The organism is Rhodococcus sp. LB1 (assembly GCF_001583455.1).
Taxonomy (GTDB): domain Bacteria; phylum Actinomycetota; class Actinomycetes; order Mycobacteriales; family Mycobacteriaceae; genus Rhodococcus_F; species Rhodococcus_F opacus.
Map to the genome: position 1 here is coordinate 4,574 of NZ_LTCZ01000036.1, position 19,342 is coordinate 23,915.

At 64.9% G+C, this 19,342-nt stretch carries 18 protein-coding genes; 10 read left to right on the plus strand and 8 right to left on the minus strand.

Annotation, left to right across the window (positions count from 1 at the left end):
* Positions 1 to 422: 422 nt before the first annotated feature.
* From AZG88_RS07380 to AZG88_RS52500, 3 genes are all read right to left on the minus strand, one after another.
* Positions 423 to 617 (minus strand): ferredoxin, encoded by a 195-nt coding sequence (locus AZG88_RS07380; protein ID WP_061040526.1) that lies wholly within the window; start codon positions 615 to 617, stop codon positions 423 to 425.
* Positions 618 to 915: 298 nt separating this feature from the next.
* Positions 916 to 1,656 (minus strand): SDR family NAD(P)-dependent oxidoreductase, encoded by a 741-nt coding sequence (locus AZG88_RS52495; RefSeq protein WP_231913862.1) that lies wholly within the window; start codon positions 1,654 to 1,656, stop codon positions 916 to 918.
* A gap of 33 nt (positions 1,657 to 1,689) precedes the next feature.
* On the minus strand, positions 1,690 to 2,088 hold the full coding sequence (locus tag AZG88_RS52500; RefSeq protein WP_061040528.1) for a carboxymuconolactone decarboxylase family protein: 399 nt from the start codon (positions 2,086 to 2,088) through the stop codon (positions 1,690 to 1,692).
* Between the two features lie 462 nt (positions 2,089 to 2,550).
* On the opposite strand from AZG88_RS52500, the gene AZG88_RS07395 reads away from it, so the two are divergent.
* Entirely contained in the window at positions 2,551 to 2,976 is a 426-nt protein-coding gene (locus AZG88_RS07395; protein WP_061040529.1) for a nuclear transport factor 2 family protein, read from the plus strand.
* A gap of 92 nt (positions 2,977 to 3,068) precedes the next feature.
* A complete protein-coding gene (locus AZG88_RS07400; RefSeq protein ID WP_082764336.1) occupies positions 3,069 to 3,878 on the plus strand; it encodes a TetR/AcrR family transcriptional regulator in 810 nt (269 codons plus the stop codon).
* Positions 3,879 to 4,285: 407 nt separating this feature from the next.
* Here the strand turns inward: AZG88_RS07400 and dmpG are convergent, their stop codons facing one another.
* The 3 genes from dmpG to AZG88_RS07415 are packed head-to-tail and all read right to left on the minus strand — an operon-like array spanning position 4,286 to position 7,097.
* Positions 4,286 to 5,308: a 4-hydroxy-2-oxovalerate aldolase gene (gene dmpG, locus AZG88_RS07405; RefSeq protein WP_061040530.1), complete on the minus strand. Its 1,023-nt coding sequence runs from the start codon at positions 5,306 to 5,308 to the stop codon at positions 4,286 to 4,288.
* The gene (locus tag AZG88_RS07410; protein WP_061040531.1) at positions 5,305 to 6,291 is read right to left on the minus strand and encodes an acetaldehyde dehydrogenase (acetylating); all 987 of its coding nucleotides are present in this window, start codon (positions 6,289 to 6,291) and stop codon (positions 5,305 to 5,307) included. The genes dmpG and AZG88_RS07410 overlap by 4 nt, the downstream gene beginning before the upstream one ends.
* Positions 6,292 to 6,293: 2 nt before the next feature.
* Entirely contained in the window at positions 6,294 to 7,097 is an 804-nt protein-coding gene (locus tag AZG88_RS07415) for a 2-keto-4-pentenoate hydratase (protein WP_061040532.1), read from the minus strand.
* A 113-nt stretch (positions 7,098 to 7,210) separates the two neighbouring features.
* Here AZG88_RS07415 and AZG88_RS07420 point away from each other — a divergent pair, with 113 nt between their 5' ends.
* Positions 7,211 to 7,939 carry an IclR family transcriptional regulator gene (locus tag AZG88_RS07420; RefSeq protein WP_061040555.1) on the plus strand — a complete coding sequence of 243 codons (729 nt, stop codon included), beginning with the start codon at positions 7,211 to 7,213 and terminating at the stop codon, positions 7,937 to 7,939.
* 91 nt (positions 7,940 to 8,030) lie between these two features.
* Here AZG88_RS07420 and AZG88_RS07425 read toward each other — a convergent pair whose 3' ends face one another.
* The gene (locus AZG88_RS07425) at positions 8,031 to 9,131 is read right to left on the minus strand and encodes an enoyl-CoA hydratase/isomerase family protein (protein ID WP_061040533.1); all 1,101 of its coding nucleotides are present in this window, start codon (positions 9,129 to 9,131) and stop codon (positions 8,031 to 8,033) included.
* Positions 9,132 to 9,369: 238 nt separating this feature from the next.
* On the opposite strand from AZG88_RS07425, the gene AZG88_RS07430 reads away from it, so the two are divergent.
* The 4 genes from AZG88_RS07430 (at position 9,370) to AZG88_RS07445 (ending at position 15,233) form a co-directional block, all read left to right on the plus strand.
* Positions 9,370 to 10,419: a CoA transferase gene (locus AZG88_RS07430; protein WP_231913864.1), complete on the plus strand. Its 1,050-nt coding sequence runs from the start codon at positions 9,370 to 9,372 to the stop codon at positions 10,417 to 10,419.
* The gene (locus AZG88_RS07435) at positions 10,416 to 11,831 is read left to right on the plus strand and encodes an amidohydrolase family protein (protein WP_061040535.1); all 1,416 of its coding nucleotides are present in this window, start codon (positions 10,416 to 10,418) and stop codon (positions 11,829 to 11,831) included. The genes AZG88_RS07430 and AZG88_RS07435 overlap by 4 nt, the downstream gene beginning before the upstream one ends.
* A 371-nt stretch (positions 11,832 to 12,202) precedes the next feature.
* Positions 12,203 to 13,072: an IclR family transcriptional regulator gene (locus tag AZG88_RS07440; protein WP_061040536.1), complete on the plus strand. Its 870-nt coding sequence runs from the start codon at positions 12,203 to 12,205 to the stop codon at positions 13,070 to 13,072.
* Positions 13,073 to 14,081: 1,009 nt separating this feature from the next.
* Positions 14,082 to 15,233 (plus strand): thiolase family protein, encoded by a 1,152-nt coding sequence (locus AZG88_RS07445; protein WP_061040556.1) that lies wholly within the window; start codon positions 14,082 to 14,084, stop codon positions 15,231 to 15,233.
* Between the two features lie 76 nt (positions 15,234 to 15,309).
* On the opposite strand, the gene AZG88_RS07450 is transcribed toward AZG88_RS07445, so the two are convergent.
* On the minus strand, positions 15,310 to 16,392 hold the full coding sequence (locus tag AZG88_RS07450; RefSeq protein WP_231913865.1) for a CaiB/BaiF CoA transferase family protein: 1,083 nt from the start codon (positions 16,390 to 16,392) through the stop codon (positions 15,310 to 15,312).
* A gap of 115 nt (positions 16,393 to 16,507) precedes the next feature.
* Here AZG88_RS07450 and AZG88_RS07455 point away from each other — a divergent pair, with 115 nt between their 5' ends.
* From AZG88_RS07455 to AZG88_RS07465, 3 genes are read left to right on the plus strand one after another with little or no spacing between them, the layout of a single operon-like run.
* Complete coding sequence (locus AZG88_RS07455; protein WP_061697356.1) at positions 16,508 to 17,668, plus strand: acyl-CoA dehydrogenase family protein; 1,161 nt, start codon at positions 16,508 to 16,510, stop codon at positions 17,666 to 17,668.
* A 45-nt stretch (positions 17,669 to 17,713) separates the two neighbouring features.
* A complete protein-coding gene (locus AZG88_RS07460) occupies positions 17,714 to 18,481 on the plus strand; it encodes an SDR family NAD(P)-dependent oxidoreductase (protein WP_061040538.1) in 768 nt (255 codons plus the stop codon).
* A complete protein-coding gene (locus AZG88_RS07465; protein WP_061040539.1) occupies positions 18,478 to 19,254 on the plus strand; it encodes a crotonase/enoyl-CoA hydratase family protein in 777 nt (258 codons plus the stop codon). Before AZG88_RS07460 ends, AZG88_RS07465 begins: the two co-directional genes overlap by 4 nt.
* The last annotated feature ends 88 nt before the right edge of the window (positions 19,255 to 19,342 follow it).

Sequence of the window (19,342 nt, forward strand, 5' to 3'; positions counted from 1 at the left end):
GGCCTGAGCTTCTCCATCCGACGACGGGTGAACGAACTCGTCAGCATCCGCCGCCAACGACTATGCTCCTCTCCGTCGGTGTTGTTGATCGACGGTTGCATCTCGCCGGCATGCGCCTTCATGGCAGGGGTAGTGTGCGGGTACCCCGGGCGCCAGATGTTCGCACTCACCCTCGGGTCAGTCAGTATCTGACGCTGAGCTGCGTGACTGGTGACAAGCCACGGTGTGCTGCCGTCCCACGACCTCACGCGACGAATGGATTTTTCGTCCTCGTGCAGCTCGAGCAAGCCCGGGGGTGGCGCAAACGGGCATTCGCCCGACCTGGGCATCGGGTATTCCGGGATCTCCGCAGCGAGAGCGGTCTCCGTCATGTTTGTCCCTTATCTTTGTCGTCTTGTCCGAATGGCGATCGCGGAGCCGGGCTATTCCTCGATACTGATGGCGAGAGCCGGACACACCGCCGCTGCCTGCCGGACGTCGTCGGCCAATTCGGCTGGAGGAGAGGGATTCAGGAGCACGACGATTCCGTCCTCGTCGCGCTGGTCGAATACGTCCGCCGCAGCGCTCACACACTGTCCGGCAGCGACGCACTTCTCCTCGTCAATGACAACCTTCATGGTGCTCCTCGTGATCGTTCGGTGAAATGGGGGGTGAGGGTCACGAGCGCAGCAATCTCCACCCGTCTTTGACGCGTCTGCTTTGGCACAGTCATTGCGATACCGATCGACGAACTGTCCAACGGAGAGAGATCCCGGGGGTGCGCGAAGCATCTCTGGCCCAGGTAGTCATCATCGACTTCCCTCCGACATCGTTGCGATTCAAAACGTGATCGCGATCATATCTCGACCGGTCGGTCTAATCAATAGGAGATGCATGCAGCCTCCGACTCGATCAGAATTTCAGCTGCCGATGTCCTCAGACGAGGTAGCGGCCGCCGTTGACGCTGAGCGTCTGCCCGGTCACGTACGCAGCCTCCTCCGACACCAGGTAGGACACCGCGTGCGCGATGTCCTCCGGCTTCCCGGGGCGCTTCATCGGCATCTTCGCCGCCACCTCGTCCAGATCGAAACCCTCACGGAGCAGAGGCGTGTCGACGAAGCCCGGTGGGACGTTGTTCACCGTGATCCCCCGTCCGGCGAACTCGATGGCCAGCGCCTTGGTCAAGCCGATGACACCGCCCTTCGACGCCGCATAATGGCCGAGGGCCGGCGCGCCGGTCTGCGCGGACGACGACGAGATGTTCACGATCCGCCCCCACCCGGTCTCCAACATGTCGGGAACGAACTCCCGGGTGACAAGGAACGGCCCCTTGAGGTTGATCCGCATCATGTGATCCCAGGACTCCTCGGTGAGGTCCGTGAAGGGCACGTAATTGGTGATACCGGCATTGTTGACGAGAATAGTGATCGCACCGAGCTCCTCGCGGGTGCGGGCCGCCGCCTCCGCCACCGCGGAGGCATCGGCCGCGTCACCGGCAACGGAGATCGCCTTTCCGCCGGCCTCGCGAATAGCGCTGACCGTTTCCTCCGCGCCGGCGGCGTTGATATCCCACACCGCCACCGTCGCACCTCGACCTGCCAGCACCGTAGCGATGGCACGCCCCAGCCCCCGGCCACCGCCGGTCACGACCGCATTTCTTCCATCCAGCGTCATCATGGTTCCTCTCCTGTGATTGAGCCGCCGCGCCGGTTATTCGCCGAGCGCCTCACGCGCAGCCTTCCTGGCAGCCATCGACCGAGGGAATCCGGCATAGCCGCCCGCGTGGTAGATGACCTCAGCTATTTCATCCCTGGTCAGACCGTTGTTCAACGCGATCCGCACGTGGCTCTCGAGCTCGTCGCTTGCGCCCAGGGCGATGAGAATGCCCAGTGTGACCAAGCTGCGGTCGCGTCGCCCAAGCCCTTCGCGGGCCCAGAGAGCCGACCACACACTGATCAAGCCGATCTCGACGATGTCCTCACCGAGACGTCCATCGCGCAGGTCGCCGTCCCCCATCGATGATGCCCCGGGCACGATCGAGCGCATCGTCTCGAGCCCCAAGGCACGCAAGTCGGTCGACTGGGCGCTCTCAGAGATGCTCTCAGTCATTGCTCAAGTCTCCTGTCGCGCAGTGTTTCCGGTGCGGCACGTTCACGCGGGGTGCTTCCAGCCGATTGAAGGCCGCCGTGAAGCTTGGCGACGCATAGCCCGAATGACTCTTATACCGATCGGTCGAATTTATTATCGATCCGACCTTACGGGAGCGTGGCGGGTACTTGCAATGCCCGCGGTAGGGCAAATTTGTTGAGGCACAGTTGAAGCGGACGAGGAATCGTGAACCTGTCCGGCGAGTCAGCCATAGGCCATTGATTGTATCGACCAATGAATCTATGATCACCGATGCCACGTTGTGCGCCTCGCGTGTCCGCTGCTGACGGATGATCGTGCTCGGTGAGCACCGCTCGGGGTCTCCCCAGCGGCCGACCGGGCCGGTGCGCGTGCCGACGTCCGGCGACATCCGCCCCGACTTGCGCCACTTCCGGCGCCGGCCCGACGACACCCAGGAGCCCCATGACCCTCACAACTGCGCATGGACCCGAAGGCCAGACCGACGCCGAGGTCGCCGAGGGGGTTCGTCGCGCAATCGCGGCGTACTGCCACGCCCTCGACGACGGCCGAGTCGACGATCTCGTCGCGCTCTTCACTTCCGACGGCAAGTCCGCGTTGCCGGGCATGGACATGGCCGAAGGACACGATGCGCTGCGGGCACTGTATCGAGCACTGGTGCCGCAGGTTCCCCAACGACATCTCGTCTTCAACACCGTCATCAGCCATCAGGATGACGGGCGAATCGGCGCTCTCAGCGACCTCGTATTCCTGAGCAAGAGCGAATCCGGCTGGACGATCACCCTGGTCGGCCGGTACGACGACCTCCTCCGCCGTGAGGGGAGGCACTGGCGTTTCGAGCATCGCGCGCTGGCGTTCACCGCACCCTGACGGTCTGGGTGGCCGACTCCCTCCTGCGACACGCCGCCAGATGAACCGAGAGGGTTCGCCATGCCGGCGGAGACCGCATAAGCTCATAAGCCATGCCAAGACCACCAGGGCACGGACCAGGTTACGAGATCAAGCGCCAGGACATCATCGATCAGGCCGCCGCGCTGTTCGCCAAGAACGGCTACGCCTCCACCGGCATCGCTGAGATCATCGAAGTAACCGGTCTGGCCAGGGGCGCCCTGTACTACTACATCGGGTCCAAAGAAAACCTTCTCGTCGAGATCCAGAACCGGGTGATGAAGCCCCTGCTGGTCTCGGTACGCCGCATTGTCGCCCTCGACGAAGACCCCGTCCTGTGTCTCCGAATGCTGTCCCAGACCCTCCTGGAAAACATCCTCGCCAGGCTCGACCACGTCTGGGTCTACGAACACGACTACCGCAACCTGCGGGGAGCCAACCTGTCACGGATGCTTCGGCAGCGCCGCGAATTCGAAGACCTCGTCGAGGAACTTCTCGTCGCCGCGATGGAAGCCGGATCCTTCCGCAAGATGGACCCTCGCCTGGCTACACGACAGTTCCTCAACATGCACAACCATACGTACCAATGGGTAGAGCCCGGCGGCGATTGGGATGCGGAAATGCTGTCCCGGGAATACTGCGCGACCCTCTTCTTCGGATTCCGCAGCCCGGACTACCACAACGAGCACCTCGACGACCGCATCCGCGAATACAACGCCAAACGACAGACCGCCGTCCCGCAACCGGTCGCCTCAAAAGATGAGCCCACCAGCGCAGGTGCTCACGTCGAGCAGCGAGGAGAGCCCGGCGCGCGGAGCAAGAAGCGCGGGCAAGCAGGTGCTCCCCGTTCGGGAGGTCGCGCCCGACGCGCTGGTCCGGCCTGACGCTGCCGTCTGCGGTTCCTCGGCCGCACCGTGAAGTAGCCGAACTCTCCCCGGGCCACGTATCGCGCAGGGGGCAAACTCGTTCTCCCACAGTGGCCTTGCATCGCACGCGACTCGGACTCTGCGCCCAAGATTCGGCGGTGCGCGAGCGACGTTGTGGCCCCGATCATTCCGTGAGGGGTCCATTGCGTCTGTCCGGATGCGAGCTCGAGCGCCAACATGATTCCGGCGGTCGCACACAACGACGTCGAGCCGGCCGAGTTCATCGACCCCGCGCCTCACGGACGCGTTCAGCGCGGGGTCCTCGGTGATGCCAGTCTGGCTGGAGACGCCGAGACCCGGCGGTCCAGTTCGCTGCCGAGTACGACCTTCCGCAGACCGAAGAGATCGGTCCTGAGCGTTTCAGCTCAGTTCGCTTGCAGTTCCCGCTGAGCGATCAGGTCCAAGGCGATGTCGATCAGCATGTCCTCCTGTCCACCGACGAGGCGGCGGCGACCTACCTCGACGAGCAGATCGCGGGTGTCTACCCCGTACTCGTTCGAGGCGTTCTCGGCGTGCCGCAGGAACGACGAGTAGACGCCGGCATATCCGAGTGTGAGGGTCTCCCGGTCGACTCGGACCGGCCGATCCTGCAATGGGCGGACCAGGTCGTCCGCCGCGTCCTGGAGTTTGAACACGTCACATCGGTGGTCCCACCCGGTGAGGTCCGCGACCGCGATGAAGGCCTCGATGGGGCAGTTGCCCGCTCCCGCACCCTGTCCCGCCAGCGACGCATCGACCCGGTAGGCGCCTTCTTCGACGGCGACGACCGAGTTGGCGACCGACAGTGACAGGTTCTCGTGTGCGTGGATGCCCAATTGGGTCGTCGGGTCGAGCACATCACGGTATGCGCGGATGCGGTCGCGGACACCATTCATGGTCAGTCGCCCGCCGGAGTCGGTGACATACACGCAGTGCGCTCCGTAGGACTCCATGAGTTTGGCTTGTTCGGCCAGCTCTGCCGGTGGTGCCATGTGCGACATCATGAGGAAGCCGGACACGTCCATCCCGATGTCACGGGCGGTTTCGATGTGCTGTCGCGCGACGTCGGCTTCGGTGCAGTGGGTGGCGATACGAACCGAACGCACTCCGAGGGAGTAGGCGGTTCGGAGCGACTCCGCGGTGCCGATGCCAGGGACGAGCAGGGAGGTCAGTTTTGCATTCTTGATGGCCGCGGCCGCAGCCTCGATCCATTCCCAGTCGGTGTGCGATCCCGGGCCGTAGTTGATCGATCCGCCGCCGAGGCCGTCACCGTGCGTAACTTCGATGGCATCGACACCGGCGTCGTCGAGCGCCGTGACGATGCGGGTTACGTCGGTGGGATCTATGCGGTGCCGGATGGCGTGCATACCGTCGCGGAGAGTGACGTCCTGGATGTAGAGATCAGTCATGCCCTGGCACTTTCTGTGTGGTTGGCGTTCAGCCGCTCGGCGATCCTTTCGCCGGTACGGAGCGCCGCGGACGTCATGATGTCGAGGTTGCCCGCATAGGCCGGCAGGTAGTGCGCGGCACCCTCGACTTCGAGGAAGACACCGACGCGGTGGCTTGCGCGGACCTCGCCGACGCCTTTGCCGATCAGGGTGTGGATAGGTTCGCCGTCAGGAACTCGGGTGAATTGGACGGCTTGCTTGAGGCGGTAGCCGGGCACGTATTCGGCGACGGCCGCGACCATCTCCTCGATCGACGCGCGGATCTGGTCGAGTGTGGTTTCGTGGGGGTCGTCGATGAGGCAGAACACCGTATCCCGCATGATCAGGGGCGGCTCGGCCGGATTGAGGATGATGATCGCTTTACCTGTCCAGGCACCGCCCACAGCTTCGATCGCGTTGGCGGTGGTTTCGGTGAACTCGTCGATGTTGGCGCGGGTACCGGGACCGGCGGACTTGCTCGAAACCGAGGCGATGATCTCCGCGTAGGGGACGTCGGTGATGCGGGAGACGGCGTACACGATCGGGATCGTCGCCTGACCACCGCATGTCACCATGTTGACGTTGTCTTCGTCGATGGACACCTCGCCGTTGACCGGTGGCACGACGAACGGGCCGATCGCTGCCGGGGTGAGGTCGACGAGTTTCTTGCCGAACGGGGCGAGTTTGGCGGCGTTGGCGCGATGGGCGCCCGCCGAGGTGGCATCGAAGATGATGTCGATGCCGGCGAACCCGTCCATGGCGATCAAGCCGTCGACTCCCTCGGCGGTGATCGGAACTCCCAATCGGGCGGCGCGGGCGAGTCCGTCCGACGCCGCATCGATGCCCACCATCGCGGCCACCTCGAGTGATTCCGAAATCCGGATGACCTTGATCATCAGGTCGGTGCCGATGTTGCCGGAACCGATAATGGCGACCTTGGTCGTCCCTGAGCTTCCAGTTCTCATATCTACTCCTTGGAGAAGTTTGTGGTCACAGAGCCGAGACCGCTGACCGTCGCGGTCACGAAGTCACCGGGCCGGACTGTCGCCATTGGGCCGAGTGCCCCGGAAAGGATGACCTGGCCGGCGCGTAGCGGATCCCCGAAGGTGCTTGCTTGGCGTGCCAACCACACGACGGCATTGATCGGATCGTCGAGACACGCGGCGCCGTTGCCCTCGGACACCTGTGCTCCGTTGACGGTCATGGTCATCTCGACGTTCACTGGTTCGATCTCGTCGAGTGTTTTGCGCGTCGCGCCGAGGACGTAGAGTGCGCTCGACCCGTTGTCGGCAACCGTGTCGCCGAACGTGATGTCCCAGTTCTGGATTCGTGAGTCGACGATCTCGATGGCAGCTGTCACGTAGTCGACCGCCGCGCGGATCTGCTGCTCGTCCAGCGGTCCGGTGTCGAGGTCGCCTTTGAGGACGAATGCGACCTCGGCTTCGACCTTCGGTTGCAGGAGTCGGCTCATCGGGATGGTGTGGCCGTCACCGTAGGCCATGTCGTCGAACAGGTAGCCGAGGTCGGGCTGATCCACACCGATCTGTGCCTGTACGGCGCGTGAGGTGAGACCGACTTTCCGGCCGACGACCTTCGCGCCGGTGGCGAGCCTGACCGCTGTTCCGCGGGCCTGCACAGCGTAGGCCGCGGCCATGTCCGTAGATCCGATCAGATCACGGACGGGCTGACAGGGGACCCCGGTTGCGGATGCCGCCAGCAGGCGGTCCGAGGCCGTGTCGATCTCATACGAGCGAGTTTGCATGGAGCCCATGCTGGATGTTGCACCGATCTCGCGCCACCAATAAGTTCCTCTCAGTGGAACGCGCGCATAAAATTGTTTGTGTGTCCGTGGATTTGGATCCGTCATCGGTGCTCGGAAAGGTCATGGTGATCTTGCACGCCTTCGCACCGGAAGACCATGGAGTCGGTTTCGCGGAGTTGCAGCGTCGCACGGGCCTGCCCAAGGCGACGCTGCACCGAACGGCCGGCGATCTGGTCGCCGCGGGGTTGCTGGACCGGGTGGACGGCGTCTTCCACCTGGGCTCACACCTGTTCGAACTGGGGATGCGCGCATCCGTCGAGCGCACTCTCGTCGAAGTGGCGACACCGTTCATGGAGGATCTGTACGAGCGCACCCACGAGATCGTTCATCTCGGGGTCCGCAACGGCGCCGATGTGCTCTACCTCGCCAAGGTGACCGGCCATCGTGGCCCACGGGCACCGTCTCGGGTGGGAGGCCGGATGCCGGTGTATGCCACGGCATTGGGCAAAGCACTTCTCGCCCACGCACCCGAAGCCGAGCGAATCGAGGTGCTTTCGGCGCCGCTGCCGCGGCGAACCCCGCGCACCATCACTTCCCCTGATCTGTTGCGGCAGCAACTCGACCGCGTACTCGAGACCGGGGTCGCGTTCGAACACGAGGAAGCGACGGTCGGTGTGCTCTGTGTGGGCGCGCCGATACTCGGACCCGACGGCCGACCGGTGGCCGCAATCAGCATCGCCGGCCAGGCGACCCGGTTTCGCCCCTCCGATCACGTCGCACCCGTTCTGGCCGCTGCCGCCGGCATCGCTGCCACTCTGAAACGACGCGCCGAGATGTCAGAAGGATACTGACCGTGAGCCGTTCGAGTAATTCCAGACCACCGGGCGGTGCCTCGGCACGAGCAAAATCCCGACCCAGATGACCCGAATGTCCCGCTCCCGGCTAAGCCGATGGCGGCGTCAAGGTCGACACGACAGACCGGTGAGCGATCTCGTCAACGAGACCCCACGCGAGCGCAGTATGGGCATCGAGAGGAGCCCCGGTCGAACTCAGCCAAAACGCACGCCATCGACCGATTCGGCGTGGCACGCTCACCGTTCCCCCTGCTCCGGGGATCAGCCCCATCGACACCTCCGGCAGCCGGAAAACAGCGTCCGGAGAAGCCACGATTCTGCCGGCGAATGCCGGAACCTCTATTCCGGCTCCAACACAACTACCATGCACCCGGACCTCGATTCGGCCGGCTATTTGCGCCATCAGCCGTCCGGCGCCGGCGCGAGTGCGGATGAGGTGAGCAGTCGCCAGATCAGGGGTGGTGCCGAACTCGTCGAGATCCCCACCCGCCGAGAACGACGGCCCAGACCCGGCGAGAATGATCTCAGAGATAGTGTCGTCCGTGATCGCCAGCCTCAGCGCTTCGACCAGCCCGTCTCGGACCTCGGCACCATAGGCGTTGCGGCGCTCCGGCCGGTTGAGAGTGATCGACAACAGATTGTCCTCCCGCCGGAGCAGCACAGGTTCCTGCGGCGATGGCGGCGGCAACGGACGCGGGCCTCGACGTTCGAGCCAGCGCCGAAATCCCGGGGTGCCGAGAAGGGTGGAATAGGCCAGCGATTCGACGTCGATTGCCTGTCGCACGGGAAGTCCCTCGGACAAGCGCAGAACCTGACCGAGCAGCATCGCAGCGTGCACGTTGGCGGCCACTACCTCGAATAGTTCGGCGATCGCAGCGTCTGGATCGATCGCTCCGACGAGCCGACGGTCGCTCGGCATGACCTCACCGACGATCGTGGTGTCGAGAGCGGAGACGAGGCCTTCGACCACCTCCGGCAATGGGCCCGGCTGACGGCGCACCCCGACAAGCAGGCGGTCGGTACTCAGCGCTCGTTCAGTCGCACGGGCAGCGGTACCCGCATCGACTGCTGCGTCGAGATCCACGATCATCATCGGAGTGACAACGGCCGCTTCTTCGGCGAGCAACGCGGCATCGGCGGCACCGTCCGCGAGATCGCGAGGAGAGACTGAAGCCTGCGCAGTATCCATACGGAACAGCTTGCCAGCATAGGATCGAGCAGTGTCACCTACTCCGTCGCTCACGCACTCGGCGCAGGATCCGGTACGGGACTGGGCCCAAAGCGGCGTCGTAGCCCTTACGGGCCAACCGAACGGGCCACCGGTGATCCCACCGGGTCGGGCTGCGACATTCGCAAGAGAAATGTCATCGTGGATTGCAGACACCAGTGCCATCAGTGGTCGACGCATCGATATCGACGGTGCCAAGATGCTCTCGGAGCGTGCAGCCTTCACCGGTTTCCGGCGGCGCGGGAACGTGTCTGTGGGCGGCAGCTGTCGCCTGCTGCCCACCGCCGACGGGTGGGCGGCCGTGTCGTGCGCCCGCACCGACGACGCCGCACTACTGGGAGCGTTGGTCCGCGAAGTAGTCGACGAGTACAACCCCTGGCCGATCGTCGCCGACTGGCTCGCGCATCACCGCGGTGCCGACTTGGCCGAGCGGGCCACACTCCTCAGCATCGCGGCAGCCCCGATCTCGCGGGCAACCACGCCCCCACCTGCCCCCGAGCCATTACAACCCCGCCCCGTCGACGGATTACTCGTCGTCGACTTCAGCGCCCTGTGGGCAGGCCCATTATGCGCGCATCTTCTCGGACTCGCGGGCGCCCGTGTGGTGAAGGTCGAGACACCCGATCGGCCGGACGGTGCCCGCCGCGGAAACTCGCAGTTTTACCACCTATTGCATGGTGGTCACGAGTCAGTTGTCCTCGATCCCAGTAGATCCGAGGGGCGCAGGGCCCTTTCCGCACTCGTCGACGCCGCCGACATCGTGATCGAGGCCTCCCGCCCACGCGCTCTCGCCAGATTCGGACTCGATGCCGACGCCGCGGTCGCCCGGGGTGCTACGTGGGTGTCGATCACAGCAGCTGGACGAGCCTCCGACCGAATCGGTTTCGGCGACGACCTTGCCGCCGCAGCTGGACTCGTCGCAACCGATCGCGACGGCAGCCCTCTCTTCGTCGGCGACGCCATCGCCGATCCGCTCACTGGACTTACCGCCGCGGCACTGGCGATGTCCGCCCCCACAGAAAGTTCCGGACACCTCTGGAACTTGTCCATGTCCGACCTCGTCGCGTCGACCTTGACCGACCACTCCGCGCCGACGCCTCGATGGTCAGGCCGCGAGTGGATCGTCGAGACAGCCTCGGGCGTCGTCCCTGTCGCCGAGCCGCGGGAGCGGGCACCCGCAGGACGCGTCGCCGTCTCCGGCGCCGACACCGCCTCCGTGCTGCGCACACTGAAAATCGCGGCGCCGTGACCGACCTTGTGATCCGGAACGCGGAGGTCGCCGGTGTTCCCGGCATCGACGTCGTGATCTCCGGCGGACGGATCAGGACCGTCGGCCCGAACCTGTCCGCCCGGCTCGGTGAGGCTATAGACGCCGATGGCGGCGCTCTGATCCCGGGTCTCCACGACCACCACCTGCATCTCCACGCAATGGCCGCCGACGCCGCCTCTGTGCGCTGTGGGCCGCCGGACGTTCGTGACGCTGCCACCCTCGCGGACGTTCTCGCACACACGCCGGGCGACCAAAACGGCTGGGTCCGCGGCGTGGGATACAGCGAGACTGTCGCCGGCGATCTCGACGCGGACGGTCTCGACCGCCTCCACTCCGTCCGACCGGTCCGGATACAACATCGCAGCGGCGCGATGTGGGTTCTCAATAGTGCAGCCATCGCCGCTGCGCACCTCGACGGGGCATCCCATCGCGGCGTCGAACGCACCCCGGATGGCCGACCGACCGGGCGCGTATGGCGCGCCGACACCTGGCTGCGCGACCGACTCCCCCGGTCGCAGCCGCCGCGTCTGGAAGCGATCGGCACTGCACTGGCCCGATTCGGCATCACCGGAGTGACCGACGCAAGTCCGGACCTCAGCCCGTTGTCCCAGGCAGCGCTCATCGCGGCCGGCGCGAGCGGTGAATTTCCTCAACGAATGCACCTGCTCGGGACACCACTCGACGGATCGATTTCTTCGGTTGAACGTATCTCGTTCGGCCCCTACAAGATTGTGCTGGCAGACTCGGGACTGCCTGACCTCGAGAATCTGACTGACCGGATCAGGGACGTCCACAGCCGAGGCAGAGCGGTCGCCGCGCACTGTGTCACCCGCGAGGCACTGCTGATCCTGCTGGCGGCGCTCGACGAAGTCGGAACCCTGCCCGGAGACCGGATCGAGCACGGGGCCCTCATCCCTCGCGAAACGATCGACGACCTCCGCCGGCGTGACCTCCGGGTCGTCACCCAACCCGGATTCCTCGCCGACCGCGGCGACGATTATCTACGCCGAGTCGACCAAAGAGACCAACCGGACCTGTATCGCTGCCGGTCGCTACTGGACGGAGGTGTCCGAGTTTCGTTGTCGAGCGACGCCCCATACGGACCGGCGGATCCATGGAGCGTGATAACCGCCGCGGTGGTGCGGCGTGCCCCGACGAACGAGATAGTCGGACCCACTGAACGCATTACGAGCACACAGGCATTGGCCGGATACCTAGCGGCCGCCGAGGACCCCGGCGGGGCTCCACGCCGCATCCGGACGGGCGCGATTGCCGACGTGGTTCTCCTTCGCGCCCCGCTCGCCGACGTCCTCGCCGCGCCTTCGGCCGACGCAGTTCGCACCACAGTGATCGGTGGGACGGTCGTCCATCCCGCCACCACTTGCGCTTAGGGTCCGCACGCGCAACAAGCTCAGTGCTGCAGCAGTCGGCCATGTCACCACGCATCCCGGCCTTATCGCGGTCGTCTCGCTCACGGCCTTACGGTGACCCGTCGGCAGGCCCCATCGTCTGGGCCTACCGCCCGGCGCGGTCCGACCGTCGAGGCGCACCGCACGCCCACTCTCATAGGCGCAGCGACCTCATCTACGCACAGATATCTGACGGGTCACCGCGCGGGCTTGACATGCCGACGTAGGGATGTGATCCTGCTTACAAGCAAAAAAGTGCACTAATTCAAGATCAGCTCCCGGTTTGCCAGTCCCGTTGGCCAGGTGCTGCTGATGTTCGCTGAAATAAGTGACCTCGATGGAAGGTGGCGGCAATGTCGTTAAACTTGAAACTGGTTACCTCCGGACTCGAGGTCGAACCAACCGAGGGGCCACTGGACGGACCCGGCGGCTCGATCACCGGCAGCCACGCCGCAACGGGCAACGGGCAACGAAATCCGGAGCGCACTGTCCTCGGACGGATCGCGTCGATCATGGAGGCCTTCGACGGCAGCCGACAGGTGCTCGGCCTCGGCGACCTGAGCGAGCGCACCGGCCTCCCGAAGTCGACACTGCACCGGCTGGCAGACCAGCTGTGCCAAGTCGGATGGATGGCACGGGATTCCGGCGGGTACCGACTCGGCATTCGAATGTTCGAAATGGGGAGCCTCGCCATCGAAGAGAACACGCTCCATGAGGCCGCACTGCCGCACCTTCAGACCCTCGCCGCCAAGACCGGGATGTCGGTGCACCTCGGCATTCTCGATCGGGCCGAGGTCGTCCACCTCGAGAAGGTCACCGCCGGACCACCTCGCCTCACGGCGCGCCGAGGAAGCCGCGCGCCCGCCTACTGCACTGCACTCGGCAAGGCAATCGCGGCGTACGACGACGATGCCCTCCGCACCATCCTGGCGTCGCCGATGCCACGCCGGACCGCGAACACCATCACCGAGCCCTTCACTCTCCGCACCGAACTCAGCCAGATCCGCAAGAGCGGAGTCGCATTCGACCGGGGTGAACTTCACGACAAGATCGTGTGCGTTGCGGCTCCGATCGGCCAGTCCGGCGACACGCTCGGCGCCGTCTCGCTGACTGGAGTTGCCGGCCGAATGCGCTGGGGCCTCGCTGCCGAGGCCGTCCTGAGCACAGCCTCCGCCATCTCGAACGCGACCTACAGGTGCAGAAACGTTGGAACTCGACTGTAGCCTGGACCTCCGGCTCGAACCCGGACCCCGATGCCGACCGTTGGGCTCCTCCGTGGGCTCGCAGGACCGCGTCGGCACCGCTGCGGTTGGACCGAGTTCACCGACAGACGGTAGGCCCTTTTCGGAGCGAAACCGCCAACCGCGTCCCCGGCGGCCTGCGTCGCCTCCTGCCGTCTCTACACCCAGCCGCGCACCGGAGATCGCGTTTTCAAGCGAATAGCGGTGCTACTCAATGGAACAGATTGATCACCGCATCGCGGTTGTGCGGTCCGACGAGTGCCTCCGTGTCGCGTCGAACTCTGTGCCGATGGTCGCGAAGACGAATTGTTGAACGCGTGGCCTGCGTAGAGTGCTGTCGCAGTCGCATCGTGCGGAGTTGGTCCGACTGGTCGCGGTTGTGGCCGACAATCTCCGCGGCTTTTCCTAGGTGCCCTCTCCAGTGCTTATCGGCACCATCGCGCCACCGACCTCGAAACCTACGGTCGTCACCTAGTTAACTAGATATAGCATCTTTGCTAAAACAACAGTCGATACGGAGCGCTCACATCGGTGCGCGACTCGAACGGGCGCGGCCCGCCCAGCGAGCAACGCAAGGAGCTCCGATCCCGAGATGCACCCTTCTGAAGTGCGCATACAACACACGAGACGGCCGAGTGGCGATCCACTGAACGGAAAGCTGCAGTGGCGCACACAGTAGCTCCTGCTAATATCCAGATCGCTAGACAAGTAACCGTCTTCTCTCTGCGTGATGCGGACAGTTCAGGAGGATTCGTGCCGCTGCAAAACCATATGCACCTGATCGCCACGGGCGATCATCAGATCGAGCACCCGAGACTCTGATCGGTTCCCGAGGGAGATCCTCGACGCCGGCCCCGGGATCATCGAGATGGGGCAAGCCTCGCTCGGTTCATGCCGACGACGGTGGCAGCGGTAGAGCCGGAACCACACTCGTCGAGGTGTGGTGGTCCTGGGTCGCCTCATCTCATCCACCAGCATCACAGGAGCGAACATGCGAGTCAGAGAAGCAGTCATCGTCGAAGCGGTACGCACTCCCATCGGGAAACGCAATGGCGCCCTGAGCAGCGTCCACCCGGTGGACCTTTCCGCGCTGGTGCTGAACGAACTGGTCACACGGACCGGCGTCGATCCAGGTTCGATCGATGACGTCATGTGGGGATGCGTCACCCAACTCGGTGATCAGTCGAGCAACGTCGCACGGTTCGCCACCCTGGCCGCCGGCTGGCCGGAGAGTGTTCCAGCGGTCACCATCAATCGTGCCTGTGGCTCGGGTCAACAGGCGATCGAGTCCGCCGCGCACGCCGTGATGTCGGGGGCCTACGACATCGCCGTCGCAGGTGGTGTCGAAACGATGTCCCGGGTACCCCTCGGGGCGGCACGCGCCAGCGGGTTCCCCTACGGTCAGACCGTGCTCGACCGGTACGAGACCGATCACCTCGACCAGGGCACGGGCGCCGAGTTGATCTCCGAGAAGTGGGGCCTGTCGCGGCAGATGCTCGACGAGTTCGCGTCTCGGTCGCATCAGCTCGCAGCAGACGCAATCGACCGTGGCGCCTTCGATTCCCAACTGGTCCCGGTCGCCATCGGCGAAGCGAAACTGGACGTCGACGAGGGCCTGCGACGCGGCACGTCGCCCGAAACTCTCGCCAAGCTGAAGCCGTCGTTCAGTGCGGACGGTGTGATCCACGCGGGCAACGCTTCACAGATCTCGGACGGCGCGTCGGCGGTGATGATCACGACGCCGGAGAAGGCGGCCGCACTCGGTCTCACGCCCATCGTCCGCCTGCTCGCGGGCTCGGTTGTCGGCGCCGATCCGGTGATGATGTTGACCGCCCCGATTCCCGCGACGCAGAAAGTCCTCGCGCGAGCTGGCCTCGTCATCGACGACATCGGCGCGATCGAGATCAACGAGGCCTTCGCACCCGTTCCGCTTGCCTGGCAAATCGAACTCGAAGCCGATCCCGAACGCGTCAACCCACTCGGTGGCGCCATTGCCGTCGGCCACCCGCTGGGCGCGTCCGGGGCCATCCTCACGACTCGACTTATTCACCACATGCGGGATCAAGGAATCAGGTATGGGCTGCAGACCATCTGCGAAGGCGGGGGAACCGCCAACGCGACAATCTACGAACTCGTCGAGTGAACCGGTCGAAGCGACGCAACTGATCCGCCGGGGCCGTTCCGGTGTCCACGCTCGACCATCGGAACGGCCCCGGCGATCACGAGGTGATCGACCGACCTACCTGGTCTCCCGGCGCCAGCCACGAACGGAGCAGATCGTGCGCAGAGGAGGCATCGTCGCGATATCCGATCGGAAGACGTGGCGTCCACCCGCCCCTGCCATCCGTGGCGAGGATGTCACGATCACGAACCTGCGGATGCTCCGGCGCCTCCGCCAGGCCGAGAACCGGTGTGAGGCAAGCATCGGTGGGGCCGGCCAGCTCGGCCCACTCGTCCCGCGTCCGAGTCAGTACCGCCGCAGCGATGCGCTCGCGGAGAGCGGGCCACGACGCCGGGTCGTGCCGGCCGTCCGCCAGTTCGGGTTCGAGTCCGAGAACCTCGAGCAGTACCGCGAAGAACGGATCCTCCAGCGCGCCGATGGCAACGAACTTTCCGTCGGCGCAGGGATACACATCGTAGTAAGGGGCACCTGTGTCGAGCCTGTTGGTGCCTGGTTCGTCGGACCACCGCCCAGTGGAGCGGTACTCGTGAAGCATCGACGTCAGATAGGTCGTCCCGTCGAGAATACCGATGTCGAGCACGGTCCCTCGACCGGTGCGGTCACGCTCGTACACCGCCGAGAGAATCGCAGTGACGAGATACAGTGCACCACCGCCGAAATCGCCGAGGAGATTGGCAGGCGGCATCGGCGTACCGCCTCGTCGCGTCGCGGAGTGCAATGCACCCGACAGTGCGATGTAGTTGATGTCGTGACCGGCGGTGGATGCCAGCGGTCCGGACTGCCCCCATCCGGTCATTCGGGCGTACACGAGTCGCTCGTTCGCAGCCGACAGGTCGGTCGGTCCAAGCCCGAGTCGCTCCATCACTCCGGGCCGGAATCCCTCGACGAGGACGTCCGCGGCTTCGACCATCTTCCGGACCAGGCGAAGGGTATCCGCGTCCTTGAGATCCACCTCCAGAGTCGAGCGGTTACGTACCAGTGCAGGAAGTTCCGACCCGGGTCGACGCAGCGTCAGCACCTCCGCTCCGAGGTCGGCGAGCATCATGCAACCGAACGGCGCAGGACCCAGACCGAGGAACTCGACAACTCTCAAACCCTCGAGTGGTGCTTGATATTTCATGGTTTCCAATCCTTGGAATCGAATTCGCCTGCCAAAAGGATTGAACATCAAGCCCGACACGTCGACAAGCTGGACACCCAACAAGCAGAAACCGAATGATCCAAGGAGAATCCAAGTGCCTCAGACTTTCTACAACGAAGATCACGAAGGCTTCCGTGAGGTGGTCCGTGAATTCGTCAAGCGAGACGTCGTCCCCAACCTCGACCAATGGGAGGAGGATCGCAGCACCGGCCGTGAGGTCTGGAAGTCCGCGGGCGCACACGGCGTTCTCGGCATCCGAGTAGCCGAGGAGCTCGGCGGAGGTGGGATGCGAGACTACCGTTTCCGATGCGTGGTTCAGGAGGAGCTCGCAGCGGTCGGCGCGGCTTCCCTTGCCTCCGGCTTCTCGATCAACGAGGACATCGTCGCCTCTTACCTGACGACGTTCGGCACCGCGGAGCAACAGCGCCAGTGGTTACCCGGGATGGCCGAGGGCACGATCGTCGCATCTATCGCGATGTCCGAGCCGGCCGCCGGTAGCGACCTCCGCGGCATGAAGACCACGGCGATCCGCGACGGCGACGAGTGGGTCATCAACGGCGCCAAGACTTTCATCACGAGTGGATTCTCCTCGGATGTCGTGCTCGCCGCCGCTCGCACCGGCGAGCACGAAGGACGCCCCCGCCTTTCCCTGATTCTCGTCCCCACCACCACCGAGGGATTTGTTCGCGGACGCAAGCTGCGTAAGCTCGGACTGCATTCCCAGGACACTGCCGAGATCGCCTTCGACCACGTCCGGGTCCCGGTCTCGAACCTGGTCGGCGAGGAGGGCCGCGGATTCCACCACCTCACCGCTCAGCTTCCGCTCGAACGCCTCTCGATAGCCTGGCGTGCACTGTGCGCCGCAGAGGCCGCACTGAACTGGACCGTCAAGTACACCAGCGAGCGAAAGGCTTTCGGTGAACGCATCATCGACTTCCAGAACACACGTTTCCGACTTGCGGAGATGACGACCGAGGTCGACATCACGAGAACGTTTCTGGAGCAGTCCATTCTTGCCTACAACGACGGCACCTTCGACGTCACGCAGGGCGCGAAGGCGAAGTGGTGGGCCACCGAATTGCAGAACCGAATCGTCAATGGGTGCCTGCAGCTACACGGTGGATACGGGTACATGGACGAGTACCCGATCTCGCGGGCCTACGCCGACGCCCGCGTGCAGACGATCGTCGGCGGAACGACCGAGATCATGAAGGAGATCATCGGCCGTGAGATTGCCGGTCGGTACCCCGCATAGCCGGCCGCCCCTACTGATATCGCACATCCACAGAAAGCCTGACTCATGCAACTGAAAGACAACACTTTCCTGGTGACCGGTGCCGCTTCCGGGCTCGGTGAAGCGACCTCCGCCGCGCTCGTCGCCGCGGGCGCTCGCGTCGTCATCGCCGATCTCGCCACCTCCGACGGTGCGGCGACCGCGGACCGTCTCGGCGACAGGGCCACGTTCGCCCCGATCGACATCACCAACGAGGCCTCGTTCTCCCCCGCCCTCGATACAGCGGAGTCGTTCGGTCCCCTACGCGGCGTGGTGCACTGCGCCGGCCGAGGCGGCGACCGCCTCCGCATCCTGGACAAGGAAGGCAATCCGAGCGACCTGGACAGCTTCCGCAACATCCTGGAGATCAACCTCATCGGCACCTACAACGTGTTGCGTGCCGCCGCGGCACGGATAGCACGCAACGAGCCCGTCGACGGCGAGCGCGGCAGCATCGTCCTCACCGCCTCCGTCGCGGCGTTCGACGGCCAGATCGGTCAGACCGCCTACACCGCCTCCAAGGCGGCTGTCCACGGCATCACCCTCGTTGCCGCACGCGATCTCGCAAGTGTGGGGATCCGCGTCAACACGATCGCCCCCGGCACGTTCGACACGCCGATGCTCGCGCGCCTGCGCTCGGACATCCGCGAGGGCCTCGCGGCAGGAGTTCCCTTCCCGAAGCGTCTCGGCCGTCCCGAGGACTATGCCGGCATGGCACTTGCCCTCTTGGAGAACGGCTACGCGAACGGTGAGACGATCCGTCTCGACGGTGCGATCCGGATGCCTCCGCGATGACCACAACCGCTGCCAGTGAGGTTCTTGTGGAGGCCGATTCCGGAATCCTCACCATCACCATCAATCGACCCGAACAGCGCAATGCGATGAGCCTGTCTGCGGCCACCGTCATCGCGGAAGCCCTGACACGCCTCGACGACGATCCGGAACTGTCCGTGGCGATCCTCACCGGAAGCTCCGGAACATTCTGCGCCGGGATGGATTTGAAACGATTTCGGCTGGGTGAACGCCCGATCGTCAAGGGCCGCGGCTTCGGCGGACTCGTCGAGGCGCCGCCGGCGAAGCCACTGATCGCCGCAGTCGAAGGGTGGGCGCTGGGCGGCGGCTTCGAGATGGTCCTCGCATGCGACCTGGTCGTTGCCGGTACCGGTGCCCGGTTCGGACTTCCGGAGGTCAAGCGGGGGCTCGCCGCCCGCGCCGGAGGCATCTTCCGCGCGCCTCGGGTCCTGCCCCGCGCCGTTGCACTCGAAATGCTCCTGACCGGGGAGCCGATCACCGCCCAGGATGCGCAGACTCACGGACTCGTCAATAGAGTGGTCGAAGACGGTGCCGCCGTCGCGACCGCGCGCGCCCTGGCCGCATCGATCACGGCGAACGCTCCCCTCGCGGTTCGCGCGAGCAAGGCGCTGGCCCTCGATTCCAGGACGTGGACCGACGAGGAATCGTTCGGGTGGCAATCCACCTACACGGACCCGGTGTTCGCATCCGCGGACGCAGAGGAGGGTGCCACCGCCTTCGCCGAACGTCGCGCACCCCGCTGGCAGGGCCGCTAGGCCGTGTTTCGCATGCAGTAACGACGGAGTATCCGGATCCGACCACCCGAAAGTGGTTTCGCACGCGATATGCACCCTTCACACCCGC